Below are 24,463 nucleotides of genomic sequence, written 5' to 3'. Positions count from 1 at the left end.
TCAGAAATTACAACACACCATCGTATCCCATTTCTTTTCTTAGAACCCCTCTTATAATATCTTTTGAAATGCTTGAAGGCGTATCTTTTCCGTTGGCCAGAGCAGGAACCGATAAATGCCCCGCCATAACCGAATCTGTTCCTTCTAGAATCAGTTTTTGAAAGGGGTACAGTTCGTTATTTACCAACTCTTCTTTTGTCTTATTTATTAAGGGTAGGCCTAAATGAGAATCGGTTGCGGTATCTCCATGCCCCGGAAAATGCTTAATGCTAGTTAGTACACCTTCTGAGCTAGTACCATTAATATAGGCTAAGGCCTTTTGAGTTACTTTAATTTTATCTTCTCCAAAAGAACGATACCCAATAACGGGGTTATTTGGGTTGTTATTGATGTCTACGCAAGGAGCAAGGTTCCAATGTATTCCTGCGGCTTTGCAGTCTTTTGCAATATTTTTGCCTACCTCGTAAATCAAGTTTTCCGAATCATCTGGAATGGATCCTAAGGTTATAGCATAAGGGTATTGCGGCGTTTTTTCAATTCGCATAGCCAATCCCCATTCGGCATCAATTGCAATGAGTAAGGGGTATTTGGCTGCTTTTTGATAACGGATGATTAGGTTTTGCAAGGTTTCAAAACTCTTCTCATTGGAGACTATTTTTTTCTTTCCTTCAAAATTGGTTGCCGCACTTGCTCTGCTGTGGAAGAAGCATAATGAGCCAATATGATATTCTTTTATGAGTTTTTCTAACTGTTGAATTTCATCTTCGGTATCGTTTATGAAGGCTGCGGGCATGAATAACTGACCTACCTTTTCGGCTAAATTCAACGTTTCTGTGGCTTTTGTGTATGGCAATATATTAAGCATCTAATTTGGTAGATTTTTTCCCGAAATCTGCAGGGTATTTTATGAAATTCACTAAAAATAAAGCAGGAAGCGCTGCAATTACGACCCAAACAAAGAATCCACCGTAACCCAACCATTGCTGCATATAGCCACTAACCATACCCGGAAGCATCATTCCTAAAGCCATAAAGCCGGTTGCAATAGCATAGTGTGAGGTTTTTGACTTTCCTTCAGAAATATAAATGAGGTACATTAAAAAAGCTGCAAACCCAAAACCGTAGCCAAACTTCTCCAGTATCACAGTTCCGGTAACGGCATATACACTGGTTGTTTTAGTCATGGCTAAAATGGCATAAAGTACATTCGGAAGGTTTAAGGAAAGGACCATGGGAAGCATCCATTTCTTGAGTCCATCTTTTGAGATTAATATACCTCCTAAAATACCTCCAACGGAAAGGAAAATAACGCCTGCCGTACCAAAAATGGTTCCTAATTGTTCCGTAGAATAGCCTAAGCCTCCTTTATCTGGGGCATCCAATAGAAAAGGTGCAGCCATTTTCACTAATTGAGATTCCCCTAAACGGTAGGTTAGAATAAAAGCCAATGCTATGCCTATACCCGGTTTTTTGAAAAAGGAGGAAAACACTTCAAAAAAGCCAGTAGGTTTCTCTTTCGTAACGTTTGATGAAGACTCGTATTTGGGGGCTGCAAAAAAGGTTGAAACCGTAAGTGCTAACATAAGAAAAGCTGCTGCAGTCATGGTGATGCTCCATGCTTTTGAGTTGTCTCCGTATTTGTTTTCCAGAAACCCGGCCATAACAACGATTAGTCCCTCGCCAGTAACCATGGCCAATCGATAAAAGGTACTGCGCATACCCACAAAAAACGATTGTTTTTTCTCGGTTAGACCCAGCATATAATATCCGTCGGAAGCAATGTCATTGGTAGCAGAAGCAAAAGCGGCCATCCAAAAACAGGCTAGGGTAGTGGTTAAGAACAAGCTGGTAGGAATAGTAAGGGCAACTCCAAAAAGGGCTAATGCAATTAAAAGCTGCATAGATAAAAACCATTTTCGTTTGGTGCTTTTAAGGTCCACAAACGGACTCCATAAAGGCTTTAGGACCCATGGCAAATACAAAAGGCTAGTGTATAAGCCAATGTCTTCATTGCTAACACCTAATTGTTTGTACATGATAACGGATACACTTACGACTAAAACGTATGGCAAACCTTGGGTAAAATATAAAATGGGTACCCAAACCCATGCTCCTTTGTCTTTTTCTATCATGAAGTTAAATGTGTAGCTTGAAAATCAAAAGTGGTTTAAAGCTACTATTTTTTGAGGGTATTTTGAGTAGCATGCTCATCAAAGTGTAATGTTCTTATAAACAACATCATTTTTTCAATCTCTAAAGGATTGAAAAACAGTAAAAGGCCTGTTAGCTAATTGCAACAGGCCTTTTATAATTTATTTTTAAAACTAGAATTTGTAACGTACAAAAGCTTCCATTGCCGCATAGTGCGAAAGGCCTAGCGCACGATATCGTTCTGCTGTATTTTTGTTACGTTCTTCGGCACGCATCCAAAACTCTCTGGAATCATCGCCTTGAAACATAACCCCATCCTTTTGAGATTGGTGACAGAAAATAGCATATCGTTTCTTAAGAACCTGACTTGGGCTCATAGGTACGGCCATTTCAATTTCATCTACATCCCATTCGTGCCAAGCACCTCTATAAAGCCAAACCCAGCAATCATCCATATAAGGTTCTGCTTTTAATCTGTCTAGTGACTCAAAAATGGCATCAAGACAAACTTTGTGTGTGCCATGAGGGTCTGCTAAATCTCCTGCAGCATATATTTGATGAGGTTTTATCTCTGTAATTATAGATTGGACTATTTCAATATCTTTTTCCGAAAGATTATTTTTCTTGATAGTTCCCGTTTCATAAAAAGGAAGGTCTAAAAAGTGGACATGAGAATCTTCTAACCCTAAGTAGCGTACTGCTGCATAGGATTCTCCCCGTCTAATATTTCCTTTCAACTTTCTTACTTCAAGAGAATCAAAACTACTATCGCTTTTGTCCTTAATACAGTCTATAATTTTCTGTGCCTCATCTGTTGGTCCTATTCGTTTTGATATTTCTGCGTACCTGAGTGCATCGGTATCGGATACCGCTATATTCCCTGAGGTTTGGTAAACGACGTGAACGTCATGGCCTTGCTCTATCAATCTATCAAAAGTTCCTCCCATTGAAATTACGTCATCATCTGGATGTGGGCTAAAAATAATAACTCGTTTTCTAGCTGGTTCTGCACGCTCAGGGCGGCTAGAATCATCGGCATTTGGTTTTCCGCCAAGGCCATCCGGTAATAGTATGCTGTAACTTATTAAACATTTTTATGTTTAAGTCGTAAGAGTCTTCTGTTGTCAATAAACCGGACATACCATTATCGTTGTAATCTTTGTCCGTTAGGCTAAGAATAGATTTGTTGGTTTCATCACAAAGCCAAACGATAGCTTTAGAAGTCAAGCTCTCCGTCCATTCTAATGATTCATCTACTAGCCAAGGCGTTTTATTTCTGGTAAGTTGGCTACCTGCGCCAGTATCCAAAACAAACGTACAGTTTTTATGGTTCTGTAAATAGGTAGCGGGAACTTGCGGAGATATCTCGCCTTCAATGGTCTTTTTAAGAATGTTGGCCTTGTTCTCTCCCCATCCTAAAAGTACAATTCTCTTAGCGCTCATAACGGTTGCAATACCCATGGTTATTGCTTTTCTAGGTACGTTATCAATTCCTAAAAAGGCAGGTGCCGCATCTACTAAAGTAATGTGGTCTAGGGTGATAACACGTGTACCAGAATTGTAGTGGGATCCAGGTTCGTTAAAACCAACGTGGCCCGTACGTCCAATACCTAGCAATTGAAAGTCTAATCCCCCGTTTTTCTTTATTTTATCATCATAAGAAATACAGTAGTCAATTACTTTATCACTTGAAATCGTCCCATCGGGAACATGAATATTCTTAGGGTTTATGTCTACGTGATTAAAAAGGTGCTCGTGCATGAAATACCAATAACTCTGACGATTATCCTTCTCCATAGGAAGGTACTCATCTAAATTAAAGGTGATTACGTTATGGAAGCTCAGGCCATCTTCTTTGTGCATTCTTACCAATTCTTCATAAACTCTAATAGGAGAGGAACCTGTGGCAAGACCTAAAACACAATTTTTATTAGCTTCTTGCTTTTTTCTAATAAGTGCAGCGAGTTCTTCGGCCACTTTTATAGAGGCTTGATTTGAATTGGAAAAAATTACATTATGAATTTTTTCAAAACGGGTTTCTTCAAATTGACCAACAGGTTTATACATTATATTGGCTCCATTTTTTTCTAAAATTGTTTTCATAGAAGCGGCTCTTTTGTGTTTGTTGTGTGATGTAGTAACCTTGCAAATATATGCAAAACAAATTCTATTTGCTGTTTTTTGCTTCTTTTGAATGCTGTTTTGTGCTTTTTTAATGATTATTTAACTTTAAGCTGGTATAAAACGGCAATTCTCAATTTTTGCTATCTTTGTTGAGAATATAATTTAAAGTACAATGTTAAAAGAAGAACGGCATCAGGCGATTCTAAGTCAAGTTGAGATACACAACCGGATATTATTAACCGATGTGGCAGAAAATCTAGATGTTTCTATTGATACCGTCAGGCGTGATGTTAAGGAGTTAGATGCCGAAAATAAGTTACGCCGTGTACACGGTGGAGCAATATCATTGGGTTTTACAACCAATAGTGCCAAGAATAGTAATATTTATAGGCAAAAGGACAAGATAATAATTGCTGAAAAAGCTTTAGGGCTTTTAAAAGATGGAAGCGTAATTTTTGTTGATGGCGGTACTACATGTATGGAATTGGCGCATTTAATACCGTCTAATTTAAATTTGACTTGTTTTACCCATAGCCTTCCTGTTGCTATGGAGCTGCTAACAAAGCCAAATGTTACCGTTATTATGGTGGGTGGACAAGTTTCTACAGATTCGCAAACGACTATAGGGGCTAATGCAATTCATAATTTAGCAGAGATAAGGGTAGACTTTAGTTTTATAGGTACGGGTTATGTAGATTCCAACTACGGGCTTACGGAATTTGATTGGGATATTGTACAGGTAAAGAAAGCAGTGATTAAATGCTCGAAAAAAACGGTACTTTTGTCCATCTCTGAAAAATTGAATTCGCAACATCGCTACAAAACATGCGATATCAATGCAATTAATACACTTGTTACCGAGTTAAAGCCAGAGGACGACCTTTTGAGCTCATTTAGAAACCACGATATTAGAATTCTATAAGTATTATGCAGTATACCAAAATAACCGAAACACCTTCGAATCACGATAATTTAGAGAAGATGGATACGACAACCCTTCTTGAGAAAATAAATGAAGAAGATCAGAAGGTTGCCGATGCCGTAGCTGCAACGATACCACAAATCACCAAATTGGTAGATGGCCTTGCGGAACGTTTTGAAAAAGGAGGTCGCTTATTTTATATTGGTGCAGGTACCAGTGGAAGATTAGGAATTTTGGACGCTTCTGAAATACCCCCAACTTTTGGTATGCCTCATACAAGAGTTATTGGTTTGATTGCTGGTGGGGATACTGCCATACGAAAAGCAGTAGAAAATGCGGAAGATAATGGTATACAGGCTTGGAAAGATATGATGGAGCATAACATTACCGATAATGATATAGTGGTAGGTATTGCTGCTTCTGGAACCACACCTTATGTTTTAGGAGGTATTGCCGAGGCGAAGAAAAAAGGACTACTTACTGCTGGAATTACAAATAACCCCGGTTCTCCGTTAGCGGTTGCAGCAGATATTGCAATTGAATTGAACGTTGGTCCAGAATTTTTGACAGGAAGTACACGTATGAAAAGCGGTACCGCTCAAAAATTGGCCCTTAACATGATTTCTACTGCCTTAATGATTAAGATAGGGAGAGTAAAAGGAAACAAGATGGTAAACATGCAGCTAAGCAATAGTAAACTTGTAGATAGGGGAGCACGTTATGTTGCAGAAGGTTTGGGTATTGATTATGATAAAGCCGAGAAACTTCTAATAAAGTACGGTTCTGTAAAAGCAGCAATTGACGCAGGAGCGTAAATCTTTTTTCTATAGCTTCTACTTCTTCTATGGTGACTGTTTTGTCTGAAAAATTGCCCCATGAATTCATTATGTAATTCATGACGTCTGCTATTTCATCATCTTCTAAGCCCAAAGGGGTCATGATATTGTTATAGGTTACTCCGTTTACGGTTATTTCACCTTGTAAACCATATTTAACGCCACGAATACTTGTTTCACGATTTTGTGCCAGATAATCGGATTTGGCTAATGGAGGAAAAGTACCAATTATTCCTTCACCTTCTTCTAAGTGGCAGGTAACACAGAAATCAGCGTAGATTTCACTGCCTCTTTGCATACTTTCTGCGAGAACGGATTCTTGTGCTTGGCCAAAACAACCAATAAAAATTAAAAAAATAAGGGAACTGTAATAGCTTTTCATGCGTATTGTTTCTTTGAGCCAGTCAAATACCTATAGGGAAAAAAACAGTTATTTAGGCTTTGGGTACTAACTTATATATGCCTTTTCCTTCAACGGCCACATAAATTAATCCGTCAGGGCCTTCTTTTATATCACGAACTCTACCTAAATCGGTCATTAGTTTTTCTCGTTTTACAACTTTGGTTCCATCCATTTGGAGACGCTCCATGTATTGAAACTTTAAGGAACCGACAAGAATACTTCCTTTCCAACCCTTATAATTATCTGTAGTAACAAAAGCCATACCACTTGGCGCTATACTTGGCACCCAATAGTGAATAGGTTGGGTCATGCCTTCCATTTCTGTTTTATCCGTAATTGGTGTACCACTATAATTAACGCCATAAGTAACCAATGGCCATCCGTAATTGGCACCTGCTTTAATAATATTAATTTCATCACCACCTTTTGGGCCATGTTCGTTATCCCATATTTCACCAGTTTCAGGATGTTTTGCTAAACCTTGTGGATTTCGGTGTCCATAGCTGTAAATTGCGGTTTTAGCACCTTCCTTATCTACGAACGGATTATCTTCTGGAATTCTTCCATCGTCATAAAATCGATAAATTTTACCACCATCTCGTGTAATGTCCTGCGGATTCTCGTCTCTGGCACCACGTTCACCAATAGACAAATAAAGGTAACCGTCATTGTCAAATTCAATACGTGAACCAAAATGTTGGCCTTTGGTCGTGTTTGGTGTTGCTTTGTATAATAACTCCTTATTTGTTAAGGTGTTATTGTTTAATTTACAGCGCATTAGCGCCGTGTGGCCACCTTTTTCCTTGCCTTCTTCTGAAGCATACGTAATGTAAATCCACCCTGTATTTTCATAATCAGGATGTAGTTCAATATCCAATAATCCGCCTTGTCCTCTAGTGTAAACTTCCGGAGTATTTTTGACTACCGTTTTTTCTCCATTTTCAAAATGGATGAGTTCCCCGGATTTATCAGTAATGAGCAGTTCATTTGCAGATAAAAACACCAAACCCCAAGGAGACTGCATTTCATCGATCAGTAGTTGGGCGGTGTATGGAGGGTTTGTAGGTGTATCTACCTTGTTTTCAATGTCTTGCGCGCAAGAATAGCTGAGAGTTATTGCAGCTAACGCTATCGTTAATACACTATTTCGCATAATTTGACGTTAAAAGATAATATTAAGGTGTCCCGTTATGGTTAAAGATAACGAGAATTTACAAGTTTAAAAGAATTACCCGAGAGAAAGTGATGCAACCCAAATCGCTCATTTTCTTTTTAAAATGACTTAACCTATGCTCCCAAAAAAAACACAGCGTATTCTGTACGCTCTACTGTTAATGACCTTTTCAGTAGTCTGTACTTCTGCAATTGCAGGCAAGACGGCTTTCAGAATTTATGATGAAGTAGCCTCTGCCGTAAAGGAAGTGGTCACTATAAAAAGTGAAGCCGCTGACAATGCAACAGCAATTTCTAACAAGGTATTAACGAGTAGCACAGCCGAAAAGGTTGCTGCCGCTCCACCAATGTTTGCAACCATCATTCAAAATGCGGATGAAGAAGTGGGTTGTGCAGCAGATGGTTCAACGGTGGCACGATTTAACCTTTGTGGAGATTCCGATGACCAGATTATTTCGCTATCTGGTTCCTATAGTAATGTTTCATGGCAAGTTTTAGGAGGCAGTTGTAGTCCTAATATAAACCAAGATTGTCCAAATACAAATATATCGTGCTATACAGAAGTTGCTATAACAGACACATTTCAATTAGATGCTAGTGCAATCTCAGCTTCAACAGGTGCAGAATATCGTGTAGTAGCAGATGGACAACAATACTTTTTTAAGGTTAAGAAAAGTACCATATCATACGGTATTTCATCAAAAGATTATGTTTGTAATAACCCAGGTAGAATTGAAATTACAGGACTTCCTAATAGCTATCAATTTCAACTTCTTGAAGGAGGGTCTATTGTTAGACCTTATCAATCTTCTTCTATTTTTTCTACTTTGGATGCAGGTACTTATACAGTTCAGGCAAGGTTGAATATTCCGGGAGAGCTTTGTGAATACTTAATTGGTCCTATAGAGATAGAACAAGTAGATATTGACATTGATGTAACCTTTACTAATCCCGTTTGTAGTGGAGAGACAGGTACTATTGATGTTTCGATTAACCCTGAAGTTCCTGGACCTTATGTATATACTTTATTAGATGATAGTGGTGCGGAAATAGAATTTACCTCTACCATATCTAGTAACACATACACATTTGGGGCGGTGAGTGAAGGTACTTATGCCGTAAAGGTAGAAACCAATGATTGTAAGGAAGACATTCCAAATGGTATTGCTGCTCCTATACAATATACGGATACAAGTGGTGATCCAATTACAGTAGGTACGGGTTTAAATCCAATTACAGTAGCTACGGATACCAATGGTATGAGTTTTGGCTGTTCTACAATTTCAAGTATTGATATAGATGTAACTCCTTCAGGAGGTTCTGGTACGTACAGTTATACAGTAACCGGTGGCGGCTCTGGTACTTCTGGCGGTAATTTTACAGGTACTAGTTCTTATACTGTAACAAGTCCTGGAACATATACTTTTTACATTACAGATGATCAAGGATGTACAGCGGAAAAATCAGAATATGTTGCTGAATTAACCCCTCCAGATGTTACTGCAGCAGATATTGTTGGTACCTGTACCAATGGTGGTGGAAAGGTTGAATTTACGGTAACTGACCCAAAAGGGTTTAACTTAGAATATAGAGCAACTAATAATGCAGGTGATCCGTTTACAAGTTCGTCTACAATTCCTGTTTCCGATGATACTTATACTATAGTTGAGGTTCAATATTCTCAAGGTGCTTTTACTTGTGTATTGGCATTACCTGCAGTTACGGTTACTTCTGCTGGTGGTCTTAGTGGATCTGCCTCGTTAACTCAAGATTACACTTGTGCAAATGCTGGTGGTATAATTGATTTTGCAGTCGCTACAGGCGGCTCCGGAACTGGTTACGAATATAGTATAGACAATAGTACATATCAAACAGGAACCTCATTTACAGGTTTGGCATAATAAATTATATTCCTTATATTAAGGATGATGCAGGTTGTTTCCAAGCATTGACACCAATTGATATTACGGAACCAATACCTCCTACTTCTATTACTTTTGCCCAAGATGACCTTGATTGTTCTACAGGAACAAGTAGAGTTACTGTAGATGTATTACCGGCAACTTTTGCAGTGACTCAGTATGAAATTATTTCTTCTAGCCCTTCCACAACTTTACCTGCTGCACAGGCAAGTAATGTTTTTCCTATTTAGATTTGGATACATCTTATCAGTTTGAAATTACTGATGCCAATGGCTGTACATATCCTGCAAGTTTTACAACTGGTGGTTTTAGTACCATTAGAGCACGTGTAAAATCAGGTGGAGACAGGCGTGTATGTCAAGGTGCTACAGATGGTACCGGTGCTTTCTTAGTGGATGGTTATGGTATTGATTATGACTATACAATAAATAGAACAGCTCCTACTGCTGCAGTTATTACCGGGACAACTACGAGTACTGATTTAGAAATTCCGATAACAGGCTTAGGTGCGGGTACGTATGAAATTACGGTAACAGATAATGAAACCAACTGTACTTCTACAACTTCCTTTGATGTAGAAGAAGCGGCAACACCATTAAGTATTACTGCGGCAGAAACCGCTATGAGTTGTCAGAATAATAATATTGGTAGAGTAACCGGAACTGCTACTGGCGGCTTTGGTGGGTATCGCTATGAGTTACAATGGCCAACAGCATCTACCGTGCAAGGACCAAAAACAGGACGTACTTTTGGTAACTTAACAGAAGAAGGAACTTATACCTTAACGGTAATAGATTCTGAAGGTTGTACTGCTTCCACAACGTTTGCGTTAACCAGTGTTGATGCACCAACAATTACAACTGGAGCTATAGATTATTGTTATTCTGCTACTAATGATGGCGAAATTACAGTGACATCAACTGCAGGTACGGCTGCTTTGGCAACACATGAATATCGAATTAATGGAGGTACCTTGGTACCTTATGTTGCGGGCTCACATACTTTTACAGGCTTAGTTCCTGGTAACTATACTATTGAAGTGGTTGATGCCAACGGCTGTACAGCTTCTACATCAGCAATTAGAATACCGCCACAAATTCAAGTTAGTCTTGACCTGAATCGTGAGATAGATTGTGGAGGTGATGGAGAAATGCAGATTACGGTATCAGGAGGAGATATAACCAATCTAGCTTCTACTTCATATACTATTTTCAGAAATGGAGTTGCGGTTCCTGCCCATACGGCAATTCCACTTCCATCCAATACGTTCGATTATACCATGAACTTTACGGAGTTTGGAGATTATACTGTAGAAGTATCTGATAATAATGGTTGTAGTATTTTATCCGAATCTTTAACGTTCGCAGAACCTACGAATATAGCAGCTACAGAAAGAGTAGTAGGTCCAAGTTGTGGTGATGCAAATAGCGGTTTTGTTGAGGTAATCCCAACAGTATCTTCAGGAGTGCCACCATTTGAGGTAGTATTTGCTCCAGTAGGTGAGTTACAGTCTAATCCTTTAGATCCAAATAGTCCAACAGGTGATGCTATTACCTATAACTATTCAGATCAAACTGTATATTCCGGATTGGCAGCAGGAGATTACGAGTATGTAGTTAGAGATGCAAGAAATTGTGTTACTGCTGTAACTGTAGTTTCCGTAGTTACGGATCCTATAGGTGCGCCAGATGCTACGGTAACTCCTATTGATGCTACTTGTACAACAGGGGATTTATCAGGAGGAGTAGTAGTTGACCTTCCAACAGCGGGAGTAGAGAACTATACTGTTGTAATTGAAGATAATTTCGGAAATCCTTTCTACACACAAAATAATGTTGCAGATATAGATTTTCCACTTACAATTAATGACCCAAGTCTTATCCCCAAATTATCAGGTAATTGTTTTAGATTCCAGAGGGTGTAATGATATAGAGCCTTTCATTATTGATTCGGCTAGTTTAGATATTACCCCAATATATCCAACACCACCACCTACTTGTAGCCCTGGTGGGACTACAGTATGTGTTGATATTACAGGAGGTACTTCCGGTAGCTATGAAGTTCGTTTGTTGGAAAATCCGGCTTTAGCTTGGGAAACTCCAAATGGAGCACCAGCTTTACCAGACCAGCATTGTTTCAGTGGTCTACTTTGGGGAACTTCTTATACTGTAGAAGTACGGGATACGGTTACAAATTGTACCTATGAAGAAGTAATTACCTTGCCAGATGGGCCAGGATTAACTGTAACCATGACCATTGATAATGCCACTTGTTATAATGGTAATGTTGGACTAGAATATACCATTACATCTGGTACTGGTCCGTACAATGTAATCATTACAGATCTTGATACTGGGATTGAAGAAGTAAATCTGTCAAATTCAGTACTAACGAATGACCTTATTCAAGTACCTGCCGGACATTATGGTATTTCCGTTGAGGATACAACCACTTTTTGTAGTGGCGGAGCCGAAGCAGAAGCAATTTTAAATTTACCAAGAGTAGACGTTATTGACAATCAAAATGCCAACTGTAATGCCTTAGGACAAATTACAGTTAGAGCAAATGGAGGAACTGCCCCTTATGAATTCGCATTTGTAGAACAAGGTACGTTAGCTCCTGGTGTTGCACCAGCGCCATCGGAATTTGATAGTTCGCCAACCAAAGAATTGGCGGGTTCTTTAACGGGTGTTACTTATGATATTTGGGTTTTGGATGCAGGTGGTTGTCCGGCAAGTACATCAGCGGCAATAATTCAATTAAACCCTGACTTACCGTTACTAGACCCTGTAGTTGATAATCAGTGTGATGTAACAGCTACTGCTGCAACAGGATTTGATATTACACTTAGTTTACTATGGTGATTTTGACACTCCAACGTTTACACTTAATGGGGTTAGTCAAACGGTAGCTAATTCTGGTGATCCAGCTATTAATACCACGGCAACATTTACAGTAAACAGTGTAGGATCTTATACTTATAATATTATAGATGCAAATGGTTGTAACATAGATGGTGTTGCAGAAGTTTATCAAGTCTTAACTGCATCAGGTGATTTTGAAATCGAACCTAATTGTGAAGAGGCAGACGGTTCAATAAGAATTACTACCGATGGAGGTAGTGGTAATTTTAATTACACTTTGAGTGGATTTGATATTGGTGGTAACCCAGTAAGCATGACTATTCTTGATGATGGTGATGACACTGTGTACAATCCCATTGTTGATTTTACAAATGTTCCTCCTGGAACTTATGATGTAATAATAGAGGATCAGATTGTACGTGATGGTGTAGGCCAATGTGCTACTTCGGTAAACAGTATTATTAGATCAGCCCCAACAAGTCCAGATATTGATGAAACAGGAGCTACGGATGTAAGCTGTAATGGTTTAGATGATGGTAGTATTTCTGCATCAATCGTCGCAGGCACAGATGCAGATGGTATAAAAGAGTATAACCTTTATAATGCTGATTTGCTTTCTATGCCATTAAATTATGATGTTACGTCTCGAGATGAAACTAATAATTCAGGTTCTTTCTTAGGTTTAGCTCCAGGTACTTATGTGCTAGAAGTAGTGACCGATAGAAATTGTTATGATAGAGAAGAAGTGGTTATTAACGAACCACCTGTATTCAGTGTTAATGCAACCGCAGGTACTTTATTATGTGAGGTTGGAGCAAATAGATATAGCACAACAATACTAACTGCCACCGTTAATGGCATTGGAAATGGAGCAGACTACGGATTTAAGATCAATGCTACAGATAGTTACCAAACTACGAGTAGTAATACTATGGATTTTGTAATAGTAGATAATGGTTTACAGCAAACCTTTAACGTATATGCAATTGATAGTAATGGTTGTGAGTATATTAGTGCGGATGTGGTCATTGACCCTCCTAATAATGTTACAGCAACAATTACTCAAGTATCTCCAATGGATTGTGAGAACCCAGAGCGAGTTCGTGTAACCGTTACAGGTAGTACCAACTTTATTATTGAAGATCAAGGTTTCTCAGTATCGCCAGTAGGTGATCAAGCACAACCAAGTGGTAGTTTTGTAGAATTTGACCTTCCAATGGTAGCTGGTGAATATAATTTACGAGTAAATGATGTTGGAGGTTGTACTTATCCTATTGTAGCTTATGTTGTAGACGAACCTGTAGTGCCAACGGTATCTATAATAGAATCGCAAGCCGTAAGTTGTTTTGGAACAACTAGTGGAGAATTAAGTATTGACGTAAGTGGTTTTACTGGTGAATATGAATATTGGGTATACCAATCTAATGATTCAGGATTTAGTGGCGGTGTTTTTGGCGCTCCAGTTGCTGGAAATTCAAATGGCATTGTTGATATAGCTACAGACGGAAATCCTTTTGTCATAACAGGATTAGAAGGAGGTAATCATCGTGTTGTTATCCGAGAGAGCAATAAAACAGTTGCTGGTTGTAATGTATTCAGTAATGCAACCCCTATAAACACACCAAATGGTGATTTATTGATAACCGATTTGGATGAGGTAGGAAGAGTTGGTTGTTCTAATGATTTAGGAGAAATTGTAGTAACTACCCAAGGTGGTTGGGATGCAGCGCCTTACGAGTACATGTTAGAGTATGAGAGTACGGTAGGAAGTGGTTTTGCACCGCATTCCAACGCTTCATATGCTACATTTGCCGCTAACGGAAGTAACACTACTTTTTCAGGTCTTGCAAGTGGTAATTACCGTGTAACTGTAAGGGATGCTGAGCTTTGTACGTATACTTTAGAGAAAGAACTATTTTCAGTACCTGATATAGAGGTAGAAGCTATTATTACTAGAGAGCTTGAATGTCCTACAGGAAATGATGCTATAATATTAGCTGTTGACCCAACAGATAGCACTACACCAGGAGCAATTGGTGGTGTGCCCGGTGCAGGATATCAATACAGGTTATTACACTTGGCAGATAATGATAACACCAATATTGTGTCTACGACTGGTTACCAGAGCAGTCCTGAATTTTCAGGTACAACAGGAGTTATTATGGTGGGTGGTATGCTGTTGAGGTAGTATCTACCTTAAATTGTGGTGTGGTTTCAGCGCCTATTCAGGTAATTCCACCGCCACCAATTAACCCGGCATTGATTCAAACTTCAGTTCCTGCATGTGGTAATGCGGCAACTATGATGATTCGTGTGAATAACCCACAAGGAGGAACTTACGAGTATAGTGTTAATGGATCAGGAGGACCTTGGACTCTTATTAGTGGAACAGATACAAATGGTCTGCCAGTAGCAACAAATATACCATAAACTATTGGTTCTTCATATCGTTATGAAGTTCGTAAGGTTGGTAGTTTAAGTTCTTGTTTGGCAGTTAAGACCAACGGTATTACTATTACGGACGCAGAAGCGTTGAGTATAGATATAAACTCTCCTACTTTTGATGTTTCGTGTGCCTATGAAGTAGATGGTAGAATAGAAGCTATTGCTAATGGAGGTACCGGTACTTATGAGTTTAGAATTTATAACTCAGACCCGGGTACAGATGCTTTTGTTGCAGAAACAATGCCGACCTATGAAAACCGTACATTCCAAGATTTTGGAACGTTCGAAAACCTAGATGCAGGTGATTACTGGATTTCAGTTATCAGTCGTGCTAATTGTGGTGAGGTCCAAGGACCATTTACAATTGCACCAGCAATACCAGTAGACATTATAGGTGACAGTACACCTACTACATGTTTTGGTGAAACTGATGGTACCATTACTATGGAGGTAACCAGTGCAACAGGAGGTTTGGTACAATTTGCAATTGAGCCTAACTTAAGTGAATTCTTTAGTGATCCAGATAACCCAACAACGTATACGTTTACGGATTTACCGGCTAATACGCCTAGTAACCCATCATATACGGTATTGGCACAAGATGCTGAAGGTTGTCCACAAACTTTTGAAATTATAGTAACTGAACCTACAGCATTAGAAATCACAGATTTTGATACAACACCTGAGACCTGTATAGGTTTTGAAGATGGTACTGCGCAAATAACAGTGACTGGTGGTACACCATTTGTAGATCCTGTAACCATGGATGAATATTATGAGACTCGTTTAGTAGGTCCTAATTCTGATGGAACGGAGATTTTCTTGAGAAACGATAATTTATCTTTTAATGGTTTAATTGGAGGAGAAGGTTATATCGTTTTTGTACAAGACGCTAATGGGTGTAATACTAATATTTTCATTCCTATAGAAATAGGGGTTGATTTAACAGCATCTCCTTTAGTGCAGTATGGTTGTGAGGGTATTTTTCCTAACAGTACGGCTTCGGTTCAGATGCAAGAAGAAAGTTTAGTTTCTGAATTGTTATTCGCCTTAAACCCTATTGACCCAACTGATGCTATTACAGCATTAGCAACAACAGAACGTTCATGGGGAGATTTAACACTATAGGATTATACTGCGTATATCTATCATGAAAATGGATGTACAAACTTTGTAGAGTTTACTATTGATGCATACGACCCATTAACATTGATAGCTGAAAAGACTGGACCAAATGAAATTACAGCAACAGCTGAAGGTGGTTTTGGTGGCTATGAGTTTTTCTTTGATGGACAATCGTACGGAAGCGTAGGATTGTACACTACAACAGAAAGTGGTGAAGTAGAAATTCGCGTAGTTGACCAAAATGGTTGTGTGACAGTTGCCGTTATACCGTTTGAGTTTACTGGAATGTTAGAGATTCCAAATTTCTTTACGCCTAACGGTGATAATGAAAATGATTTCTGGGCACCGGGTAACCGAGAATTCTTCCCTAATATTGAAGTAATTATCTATGACCGTTATGGAAGGGTAGTTGCTGAGCTGGACCAAGTAAACAAATGGGACGGACTTTATGAAGGTAAGGAACTACCAACAGGTGATTATTGGTATGTAGTGAATCAAAATGATGATAGAGATATACGTTATGTTGGGCATTTTACCCTTTATCGTTAAATCTTAAATAAATAATAAATTAAAAAACGGATGTCTATTTAGGCATCCGTTTCTTTTTTACGCAGTTTTTTAAATTGTATTTTAACCGATGAATTCCGTTATAGCTATTTACGGAGAAGAATACATAAATGCTTCAGAAATCATATTTCATTTTACTCTGTTTTATTCTACAAGGTTGTGCCGCTCAATCTAAATATAAGTTAATAGATGCCGAGCAAGAAACGGTCATCAAAGAGAACTATAGTTACTACCTCTATTACCCTGAAGGGTATGACGAGAATCCCGAAGAAAAATATCCACTACTACTTTTTCTTCACGGTGGAGGTGAGTCAGGGGATAGTTTAGTTTACGTTAAAAGAAATGGTCCGCCTAAACTTATACAAAGGGGAAAGAAATTTCCTTTCTTGATATTAGCTCCTCAAAATCCGCAAAAGAAAATGTGGTGGAATACACGTTCGGTAATGCAGTTGCTGGACACCATTGTAGATAATAACCGAGTTGATAAAAAAAGAATCTATTTAACCGGACTCAGTAGAGGAGGAGGGGCAGCTTGGGAAATGGCCGTCCAGTATCCAGAAAAATTTGCTGCAATGGCTGTGGTCTGCGGCATGACGCCTTTACCATATGCTTCTTGGATAGATAAAAAAATGCCCATGTGGGTTTTTCACGGAGAAGAAGATCAGTCTATTCCAATTTCAGAATCAGAAACCATGGTGGCAAAATTAAAAAGTATGAATTATGATATTCGCTTTACTAAATATCCATAAGGTAGGCCATGATTCATGGATACAAGCTTATGATAATGAGGAGTTGTATGATTGGTTTATGAAGCAGGAGCGGCAGTAGTATACTATAATCACATTATTCTATTTAAGGTAATTCTATGTCGATTAATAATTTTGAAAAGACAAATTTATTAAGTTCTCATAAGAATAGATTTTTATGCATTTAGAACAATTTGAAGAGGTGATTAATAATATGAAAAATTCCGCAGTTTTAATATTTTTAGTTTTTCTATTAATCTCTTGTGCTAAAAATAAAAAAGAAAAAAGCGCTCAGCTTTTTAAGACACAATGTGCCAGTTGTCATCAGCTACCTAACATTCAACATTTGCCAAAACATTTATGGGCAAATAAGGTACTGCCAGAAATGGGAGCAAGAATGGGTATAAAGAATTCTGGATTTAATCCACTTAATGGTTTTTCTTTTGAAGAGCAAGGCGCTATTCTGAAATCGGGTATATACAGCGTAAAATCAAAAATTTCAGTTGAAGATTGGCGACTTCTAAATGAATATATAATATCTAATGCCCCAGATAGTTTAATAGTAGAAAGTGCTAAAATTGAAAGGACCGAACTTAATAACTTTAAATTAGAACTAATAGACATTGATAGTTCGGAAGGGAGTTCAATTATCTTTATTGAATTTGATGCGGAAAAAGGCAAGTTGAATGTAGCCGATTCAAGAGGTAGAATTTATGAGTATGATCAGAAGAGTAAAAATTTAGCGAAACTATTAAATGGAAAAGGACCTATATCTGCTTATACAGAAAAGGATGATGTAAAATACGTAACTTCAATAGGGTCTTTAAGTCCTTCGGAAATAGCGAATGGAAGAATTTTTTCAATAAAAAATAAAACTGTTGAGTCCCAACCTATAAATTTTCATAGGCCAGTTCATACTACTGTAATCGATTTTAATAAAGATGGCGTGGATGAGATTTTGGTTTGCGAATTTGGGAATCTCACAGGTAGCTTATCATTAGTTGTGAACTCAAAAAGTGGCAGCTTAGAGAAGAAAATATTATTGGGGCAGCCGGGGTCTATAAGGGCAGTGGTGCAAGATATGAATCATGATGGTAAAGATGATATTATTGTGATGACAGCTCAAGGAAACGAAGGGGTGACCATTCTATATCAAACTGAAAATTTAGAATTTAGAGGAGAACAAGCCATCCGTTTTAGTCCAGTGTATGGTAGTAGTTGGTTTGAAATTATAGATTACGATAATGACGGAGATCAAGATATTATTACCGTTCACGGAGATAATGCGGATAAAACACAGGTGCTTAAGTCGTATCACGGCTTACGTATTCACTTAAATGATGGGACTAATAACTTTAAGGAAGTATTTTTCTTTCCCTTGCATGGTGCTACTAGAAGTGTTAGTAGAGATTTTGATCAAGACGGAGATATCGATTTTGGAATAATCTCTACTTTTCCCGATTATAAACAACACTCAGAAATGTCATTCGTTTATTTGAACAACATTAGTCAAGATAAGTTTGAATTTGAACCTCAAATATTAAAAGAAGACTTCTCCGGTAGATGGTTCTTAATAGATTCTGGAGATTTTGATCAAGACGGAGATATAGACATAGCCTTAAGTTGTTCAACTTTAAATTTTACCTTCTTGCCTGCTGAATTAGCTAAAGTTTATAAAGAAAATCCTTGGGATATAATGCTTCTTGAAAATAGCCTTAGTAGAATGATTCTTTATGGTTTAATTTGTCGAGTTAGGTTTCCTTTGTTGTCATAGAAACGAATTTCTATAAAGTCTTCTTTAACTTCTATGAACCGTCCTGATTGTGATTGAAATGTACTGCCCCAGTAAAACTCATGCATTTGTTTGGTGCTATCGTGCAATTCTACTTGCGCCTTTACCTCATTTGGTTGTAAAGCAAGTACTTTAAATAGGTTCAACTTAGGCGTATTAAAAACTTTTAAAGAATCATTATTTTGAGACACAACAATCAATTTTTTTGAATCACCCGCTATAAGATTAACAATTGCTTTGGCGTCTCCGGGAACAAAGAAACCACTCTCATCTAATGAAACTGGTCTAAAATTACCATTGCCCTCATTTTTTAAAGCAAGCCCAATAAAGGCATCTGCAGGCCCTTGCTGTACTTCCATACCAAAGTCATTACCTACTAAAAGAATATCGTTCAGTCCGTCAGCGTTAAAGTCTAGAGGTTGAATCCCATAGACCGGAGCAAACTGTGCCTGAACTGGCAGTTCGTGCATTCTAAATTTTTCATTTCCTAAATTCTCTATCCATGAACTTTTCATATAGGTAAGAGAGTCAACGGCGGCATCATCTAAAAGACCATCAGAAAACATTTCAGGTAGTGTGGATTCGCCAAACTCACCGTAGGAATTAAACATTTTTCTAATACCTACGTACTGCTTTGTTACATCTTGCCAAGGATGGTATAAATATTCCTTTTTAATACCGATGCTATCCCTTAAGTAAAAGGAGATAAGTGGATCTATGGAACCATTCTGGTCAAGGTCTTTAGAGTATATATGTACAGGTTCTTCCTTAGAGCCTTTAAAGTTGATATTCTCACCAACATTTCCTGCAATGTAATCTATGTCTCCGTCGTTGTCTAGGTCAGCAGCGGCTAAGCTGTTCCACCAGCCAGAATAATTAGATATACCTGTATTATCCGTAATTTCAATTAATTTTCCATTTTCATTCCGGAAGAAACGTAACGGAGCCCATTCTCCAACCAAAATGAGGTCAGGCCAAAAATCACCGTTAAAATCTGTCCATAGCGCATCGCTTATCAATCCAGCGAACTCAAGACTAGATGCTATATCTGTCGTTACATCGGTAAATTTAACATGCTCCTTAGTACTGTCATTTCTTAAGATGTATGAACGATCTGGCTTGGGGTATGAAAAAGGGAGAACTCTGCTTCCAACAAAAAGGTCTAGGTCTCCATCACGGTCAAAATCGGCAGCTTTAACTGTAGAAGAATTAGTTTTCATGTCCGGAAGACCTTCCTCAGATTGAGAAAAGCTTCCTTTTCCATCATTAATCATTAGAATATCTTGGTAATAGTCGTGACCAGTGGGATACTGGGCACAACCACGAGCAATGAATAAATCTAAATCTCCATCATTGTCCGCATCAAAAAGCAACGTTCCAGCATCTTCTTCTTCAAGCTTGTCCGATGTTTTATATCCTACTTCGATTTGATTAAAAGTCTGATTTGAATTTGAATAAACCATTTTTCTTTAAAATTTCTACTTGAAGCAACAAACATATCATCTAAGCCATCACCATTTACGTCTCCCACTGAAAGAGAAGGGCCATATTGAGAGAATTTATGTGGTAGGGTACTTTGAAAGTTGAAATCAATAAAGTCATGATCTTGAGAAAGATGCTCTAAATTATAATTTTCAGTAACATTTTCAAAGTTAGTTTTATAATCAATCGTATTACTCTTGAGATTCCTTGTCTCTTTTGGGTTGTATGCAATGTTTAGGACAGAATCTAATACAGTAGTTTTAACTACTTGGTTTTTTCCATTTGGCCAACTGATTAAAAGACTATCAATTTTTTTTCTATCTCCTAATCCGAAATGAAAAGTAAGTTCGGGTTGAGAAAGGTATCCACGCCCAGATAAAAGGGATTTCTTTTGATGTAATGAATCTGCAAAAATTTCAACATATGCGCCAATAGCACTAATATTTTCTTTCTGACCTGTTAATTTAAAACTCTTAGGAAGTGTTGAGGTTCCGAAAATTCGTTGGATTTGTTTTCGAGTAGCAGAGCGTTGTCATTTATATTACTTACCACTAGGTCTAAATCTCCGTCATGGTCTAGGTCTGCGTAAGCTGCCCCAGTAGAGTAGGTGGGCATGTTCAAGCCCCAATCCTTAGTGCTATCTTTGAAGTTTAAATTTCCATGATTACTGAACATAAAGTTCGGTATCTTTATTTCTGGTATGGCTGCCAGTAGTTTCTTTTTACTTAATAATCTACTTGAACTAGCTCTGAAATCCCCAAAATCTCGATCTGTAACATCTTTAGGAAATCCATTGGTAATAAAAAGGTCTTGAAGCCCGTTATTATTATAATCAGCAAATAGAGGAGCCCAACTCCAGTCAGTTTCTTTTGTTTCTGTAAGCATTGCTATTTCACCATAAATAGGGAGATTAGTTTCTGGATTGTTTCCTAGTTTAGTTTGAAGCGTATTCCGTGCATATTGCTTTTCGTAATCGTATTTTTTAATAAATATTTCTTTTTGGTAATTGCTAGGGCCCTGAAATAGTTTTTTTCTTTTGTTGTAGTAGGGCTGCATTTCAGTGGTGAAAAACTCAAGATTACCATTATTGTTAATATCCGCAGCATCACTCCCCATCGAAGAAAAGCTAAAATGCTTAAATATGTCGCGAGCTTTATTCGTGAACGTACCGTCTTGATTGTTTATGTAAATCAGGTCACTACTTAAAAAGTCATTGGCTACATAAATATCTGGCCAACCATCATTATTGAAGTCATGTATTAAAGTACTATGACTATATCCGTGAAACTTAATTCCTGCTTTGTTGGATGCATTTACAAAGTGTTGTTTGTTAAGAGTTGAGTCCCATGTATTTTCATAAAGACGGTCCTTGCTCATAGATGAACCATCATCTTCAATAGGTCTAAAATCACTTGGGTCAATACCTTCAATCTGATTTACTCCAATGAATAAATCAAGGTCGCCATCATTATCATAATCAAAAAACTGTGCATGAGAGGAGTAGGTGTCGTCAGCAACACCGTATTCTTCAGCCATTTCTTTAAATTCAGGAATACTTTGTGAATTGTTACCCTGATTAATGTATAGCAGGTTTTTTCTACGAATATCAGTTTTTCTAAAAGTATTACAGACGTATATGTCTAATTTGCCATCTGCGTTAATATCTATAATCGATACACCAGAAGACCATTGGAGCGAATCTGTTTTTGTTATATGGGCAGCTTCTGTAACATCTTTAAATTTAAGTTCTTCAAGATTTAGAAAAAGTTTGTTCTCAACTTGGTTACCGGCAAAGAATATATCGTCCAAACCATCTCCGTTTAAATCACCTAAAGCAACACCAGCTCCATTGTAAACAAACTCATTATCCATAATGTTAATAGAGTCATTTTCAATAAGCTTATTATTGAAAATAAGTTTGGAATCGTTTTGGTCTACACTTATAAACCTTGTAGCTGAAGCTTTTTTATTACAACTTGTAAAAAGTGGAAACACAGTAGAAAACACAAAAAATAGTGTTGTTGGGAACGAGTTTTTTAATTTCATTTGACACTTGGAATATGGTAGTCTACAAATATGCAAGAAGGTTTGAATATAAACAAAAAAAGCTGCTCGTTAGAGCAGCTTTTTTAAGTAAGGTACTTATGAATTAATAACCAGGATTTTGCTTTAATACACCTTACTGTAAATCAAGCTGTGTTTGAGGAATAGCTCTGTACTCATCTTTGCCTGCAGTAAACCTAGCTCCAGAGTAAGCTTGTGTTAATTTTTGAACCTCATAATCAAGGTAGTCATTGATTTCTTCCGCAGCAACGCCCCAACGAACTAAGTCAAAGAAACGATGCCCTTCACCTGATAATTCAAGTTTTCTTTCAAAGCGAACTGCTTCTGTAGCAGATTCTTTGCTAGCAAATTGAGCAGCAGGGTATTCCTCAATAACATAATTAGCTGCATCAGATCCATCTTCGTTTTTAATCCAAAATTCAGATTTAGCTGCTCTAGCGCGTACCATATTTACATAGGTTCTTGCATTTTCCAATGTTCCTGCTTCTATTTCTGCTTCAGCAGCCATAAGCAGCACATCAGCAAAACGGATGATTGGGTAGTTCATAGTGGCATAACCACGTGTCCATGAACTGGCATCGGTAAGTGTGCCTTCTTGGTCAGCATAGTAGACAAACTTTTTAGGGGAATAAGGACCACCATAAGCCTGTACTCTTATCCAAGCTTGACCTGGTGAGGTTTCCATCCTAAATATGGGATATCTCTTCTACCTATTGAAAAGTCGATTCTTGGATCTAATGGACCAGCATCTGGAGTAAATGGCTCCGTAGAAGCAATATCCATATCATTTTTCACCTCATTAGCGGGGAGGTTATATGATTTATCCAGTAAAGGGAGTCCATCAGCACCAGTTCTAAACGAATTAGCTAATTCAAAGCTAGGCTGAAAAAATCCACAGCAATCACCAGGACCTTCATTACCGGTAAGGTAAGGATAGTTTAAATCATCAAACCAGTTAGAGTTGTTTACACTTCCTGTTTCATTAGAAGATTCAACATCCATAATAGCTTCAGCGTGATTATCAAATGCAGCATTAAACACTTTTGAATAGTCATCAAGAAGAGCGTACTTCTCACCATTACAGGCAACACCATTAGCAATGACATCATCAAACCATGTTTTGGCTTCTGCATACTTCTTTTGATATAATTTGGCCTTAGCCATATAAGATGCCGCGGCCCATTTATTTACTCTGCCCGCATCTGTGGTCTCAGGAAGATTATCATAAGCATATTGAAAATCAGCTTCAATCAGTGCCCAAGCATCACCATCATTTGCTATTAGAACAATATCCGTAGGGAGTACCGTTTCATCAAAAACAACAATATTATTGAAGTTTTTCTTTAGGTCAAAATAAAAATGACCGCGTAACATTCTAGCTTGAGCACTAACCTCGGTTACTTTTTCCGCAGGAAGTGATTCACTGCTTTTAGCAACAGTACTCAAAACCGTATTACATCTACTGACTCCCTCGTAACGTGATTGCCACAATACATTAACTTCTGCAAAAGTTGGATCTGCCTGAAACCTCTGGAAAGTGGCCAATGTAGCGCCATCTCCAGGGTCAGTTCCTTTATTGGCATCTCCACCTAGTATTGATCCTACAAGCCAGTGGTTAGGAGCACCACCACGTTCGTTTGGTACGTTTAGCTTTCCATTAATCATTGAATAGGCACCAATTAAAAGACCGTCAAGGCCTTCACTCGTACTTACTTGAGCATCAGCTAAGGAACCCGTTGGGGCTATTTCCAAAAACTCATCACTACAGGACACGCCTAACGCGAGCAGTGCGACCATAGCTACAGCCAGCTTTTTTGAATTCTTATTTGTTTTCATATTATATTTTT

Annotated in this window: 20 protein-coding genes and 2 pseudogenes; 12 read left to right on the top strand and 10 right to left on the bottom strand. The window is 38.0% G+C overall.

Going from position 1 to position 24,463, the window contains the following annotated elements; translation table 11 throughout:
- Positions 1–7: 7 nt before the first annotated feature.
- From Q5W13_RS25610 to nagB, 3 genes and pseudogenes are all read right to left on the bottom strand, one after another.
- Entirely contained in the window at positions 8–865 is an 858-nt protein-coding gene (locus Q5W13_RS25610; protein WP_368662370.1) for a glycoside hydrolase family 3 protein, read from the bottom strand.
- Positions 858–2,132: an MFS transporter gene (locus Q5W13_RS23820; protein ID WP_304444808.1), complete on the bottom strand. Its 1,275-nt coding sequence runs from the start codon at positions 2,130–2,132 to the stop codon at positions 858–860. Before Q5W13_RS23820 ends, Q5W13_RS25610 begins: the two co-directional genes overlap by 8 nt.
- 192 nt (positions 2,133–2,324) lie before the next feature.
- Positions 2,325–4,254 (bottom strand): annotated as a pseudogene (nagB, locus tag Q5W13_RS23815) (glucosamine-6-phosphate deaminase).
- Positions 4,255–4,447: 193 nt separating this feature from the next.
- Here nagB and Q5W13_RS23810 point away from each other — a divergent pair.
- A complete protein-coding gene (locus Q5W13_RS23810) occupies positions 4,448–5,197 on the top strand; it encodes a DeoR/GlpR family DNA-binding transcription regulator (protein WP_155596886.1) in 750 nt (249 codons plus the stop codon).
- 5 nt (positions 5,198–5,202) lie between these two features.
- The gene (gene murQ / locus Q5W13_RS23805) at positions 5,203–6,012 is read left to right on the top strand and encodes an N-acetylmuramic acid 6-phosphate etherase (protein ID WP_304444807.1); all 810 of its coding nucleotides are present in this window, start codon (positions 5,203–5,205) and stop codon (positions 6,010–6,012) included.
- Positions 6,013–6,130: 118 nt separating this feature from the next.
- On the opposite strand, the pseudogene Q5W13_RS23800 reads toward murQ, so the two are convergent.
- Positions 6,131–6,331 (bottom strand): annotated as a pseudogene (locus Q5W13_RS23800) (c-type cytochrome); the annotation flags it as partial.
- Between the two features lie 136 nt (positions 6,332–6,467).
- On the bottom strand, positions 6,468–7,589 hold the full coding sequence (locus Q5W13_RS23795; RefSeq protein ID WP_304444806.1) for a PQQ-dependent sugar dehydrogenase: 1,122 nt from the start codon (positions 7,587–7,589) through the stop codon (positions 6,468–6,470).
- A gap of 136 nt (positions 7,590–7,725) precedes the next feature.
- Between Q5W13_RS23795 and Q5W13_RS23790 the strand changes: the two genes are divergently transcribed.
- The 10 genes from Q5W13_RS23790 to Q5W13_RS23745 all read left to right on the top strand — a co-directional run bounded on the left by Q5W13_RS23790 (position 7,726) and on the right by Q5W13_RS23745 (position 19,052).
- Entirely contained in the window at positions 7,726–9,510 is a 1,785-nt protein-coding gene (locus tag Q5W13_RS23790) for a hypothetical protein (protein ID WP_304444805.1), read from the top strand.
- 47 nt (positions 9,511–9,557) lie between these two features.
- Positions 9,558–9,761 carry a hypothetical protein gene (locus tag Q5W13_RS23785; RefSeq protein ID WP_304444804.1) on the top strand — a complete coding sequence of 68 codons (204 nt, stop codon included), beginning with the start codon at positions 9,558–9,560 and terminating at the stop codon, positions 9,759–9,761.
- Between the two features lie 2 nt (positions 9,762–9,763).
- Complete coding sequence (locus Q5W13_RS23780) at positions 9,764–11,455, top strand: hypothetical protein (protein WP_304444803.1); 1,692 nt, start codon at positions 9,764–9,766, stop codon at positions 11,453–11,455.
- Positions 11,397–12,395 (top strand): hypothetical protein, encoded by a 999-nt coding sequence (locus Q5W13_RS23775; RefSeq protein WP_304444802.1) that lies wholly within the window; start codon positions 11,397–11,399, stop codon positions 12,393–12,395. Before Q5W13_RS23780 ends, Q5W13_RS23775 begins: the two co-directional genes overlap by 59 nt.
- Positions 12,367–14,583 carry a hypothetical protein gene (locus tag Q5W13_RS23770; RefSeq protein WP_304444801.1) on the top strand — a complete coding sequence of 739 codons (2,217 nt, stop codon included), beginning with the start codon at positions 12,367–12,369 and terminating at the stop codon, positions 14,581–14,583. The genes Q5W13_RS23775 and Q5W13_RS23770 overlap by 29 nt, the downstream gene beginning before the upstream one ends.
- Before the next feature lie 20 nt (positions 14,584–14,603).
- Positions 14,604–14,825 carry a hypothetical protein gene (locus tag Q5W13_RS23765; protein ID WP_304444800.1) on the top strand — a complete coding sequence of 74 codons (222 nt, stop codon included), beginning with the start codon at positions 14,604–14,606 and terminating at the stop codon, positions 14,823–14,825.
- Positions 14,826–14,882: 57 nt separating this feature from the next.
- Positions 14,883–15,968 carry a hypothetical protein gene (locus tag Q5W13_RS23760; RefSeq protein ID WP_304444799.1) on the top strand — a complete coding sequence of 362 codons (1,086 nt, stop codon included), beginning with the start codon at positions 14,883–14,885 and terminating at the stop codon, positions 15,966–15,968.
- An 81-nt stretch (positions 15,969–16,049) separates the two neighbouring features.
- Positions 16,050–16,514 (top strand): T9SS type B sorting domain-containing protein, encoded by a 465-nt coding sequence (locus Q5W13_RS23755; protein ID WP_304444798.1) that lies wholly within the window; start codon positions 16,050–16,052, stop codon positions 16,512–16,514.
- Positions 16,515–16,642: 128 nt separating this feature from the next.
- Positions 16,643–17,281 carry a carboxylesterase family protein gene (locus tag Q5W13_RS23750; RefSeq protein WP_304444797.1) on the top strand — a complete coding sequence of 213 codons (639 nt, stop codon included), beginning with the start codon at positions 16,643–16,645 and terminating at the stop codon, positions 17,279–17,281.
- 175 nt (positions 17,282–17,456) lie between these two features.
- On the top strand, positions 17,457–19,052 hold the full coding sequence (locus Q5W13_RS23745) for an FG-GAP repeat domain-containing protein (RefSeq protein ID WP_304444796.1): 1,596 nt from the start codon (positions 17,457–17,459) through the stop codon (positions 19,050–19,052).
- Here the strand turns inward: Q5W13_RS23745 and Q5W13_RS23740 are convergent.
- The 5 genes from Q5W13_RS23740 to Q5W13_RS23720 all read right to left on the bottom strand — a co-directional run bounded on the left by Q5W13_RS23740 (position 19,010) and on the right by Q5W13_RS23720 (position 24,452).
- Complete coding sequence (locus Q5W13_RS23740) at positions 19,010–20,533, bottom strand: FG-GAP repeat domain-containing protein (RefSeq protein WP_304444795.1); 1,524 nt, start codon at positions 20,531–20,533, stop codon at positions 19,010–19,012. The two genes, Q5W13_RS23745 and Q5W13_RS23740, sit on opposite strands and share 43 nt — an antisense overlap.
- The gene (locus Q5W13_RS23735) at positions 20,488–20,967 is read right to left on the bottom strand and encodes an ASPIC/UnbV domain-containing protein (protein WP_304446571.1); all 480 of its coding nucleotides are present in this window, start codon (positions 20,965–20,967) and stop codon (positions 20,488–20,490) included. Before Q5W13_RS23735 ends, Q5W13_RS23740 begins: the two co-directional genes overlap by 46 nt.
- A 44-nt stretch (positions 20,968–21,011) precedes the next feature.
- Positions 21,012–22,598, bottom strand: a complete 1,587-nt coding sequence (locus Q5W13_RS23730; protein WP_304444794.1) for an FG-GAP repeat domain-containing protein — start codon at positions 22,596–22,598, stop codon at positions 21,012–21,014.
- A 133-nt stretch (positions 22,599–22,731) separates the two neighbouring features.
- Positions 22,732–23,301 carry a RagB/SusD family nutrient uptake outer membrane protein gene (locus Q5W13_RS23725; protein WP_304444793.1) on the bottom strand — a complete coding sequence of 190 codons (570 nt, stop codon included), beginning with the start codon at positions 23,299–23,301 and terminating at the stop codon, positions 22,732–22,734.
- Complete coding sequence (locus Q5W13_RS23720) at positions 23,271–24,452, bottom strand: RagB/SusD family nutrient uptake outer membrane protein (protein WP_304444792.1); 1,182 nt, start codon at positions 24,450–24,452, stop codon at positions 23,271–23,273. The genes Q5W13_RS23725 and Q5W13_RS23720 overlap by 31 nt, the downstream gene beginning before the upstream one ends.
- Positions 24,453–24,463 lie beyond the last annotated feature (11 nt).

Source organism: Zobellia laminariae, assembly GCF_030553095.1.
GTDB classification, from domain to species: Bacteria; Bacteroidota; Bacteroidia; order Flavobacteriales; family Flavobacteriaceae; genus Zobellia; species Zobellia laminariae.
Note: the sequence above shows the minus strand (reverse complement) of the source record. Positions and strands in the feature narration are given on the sequence as shown.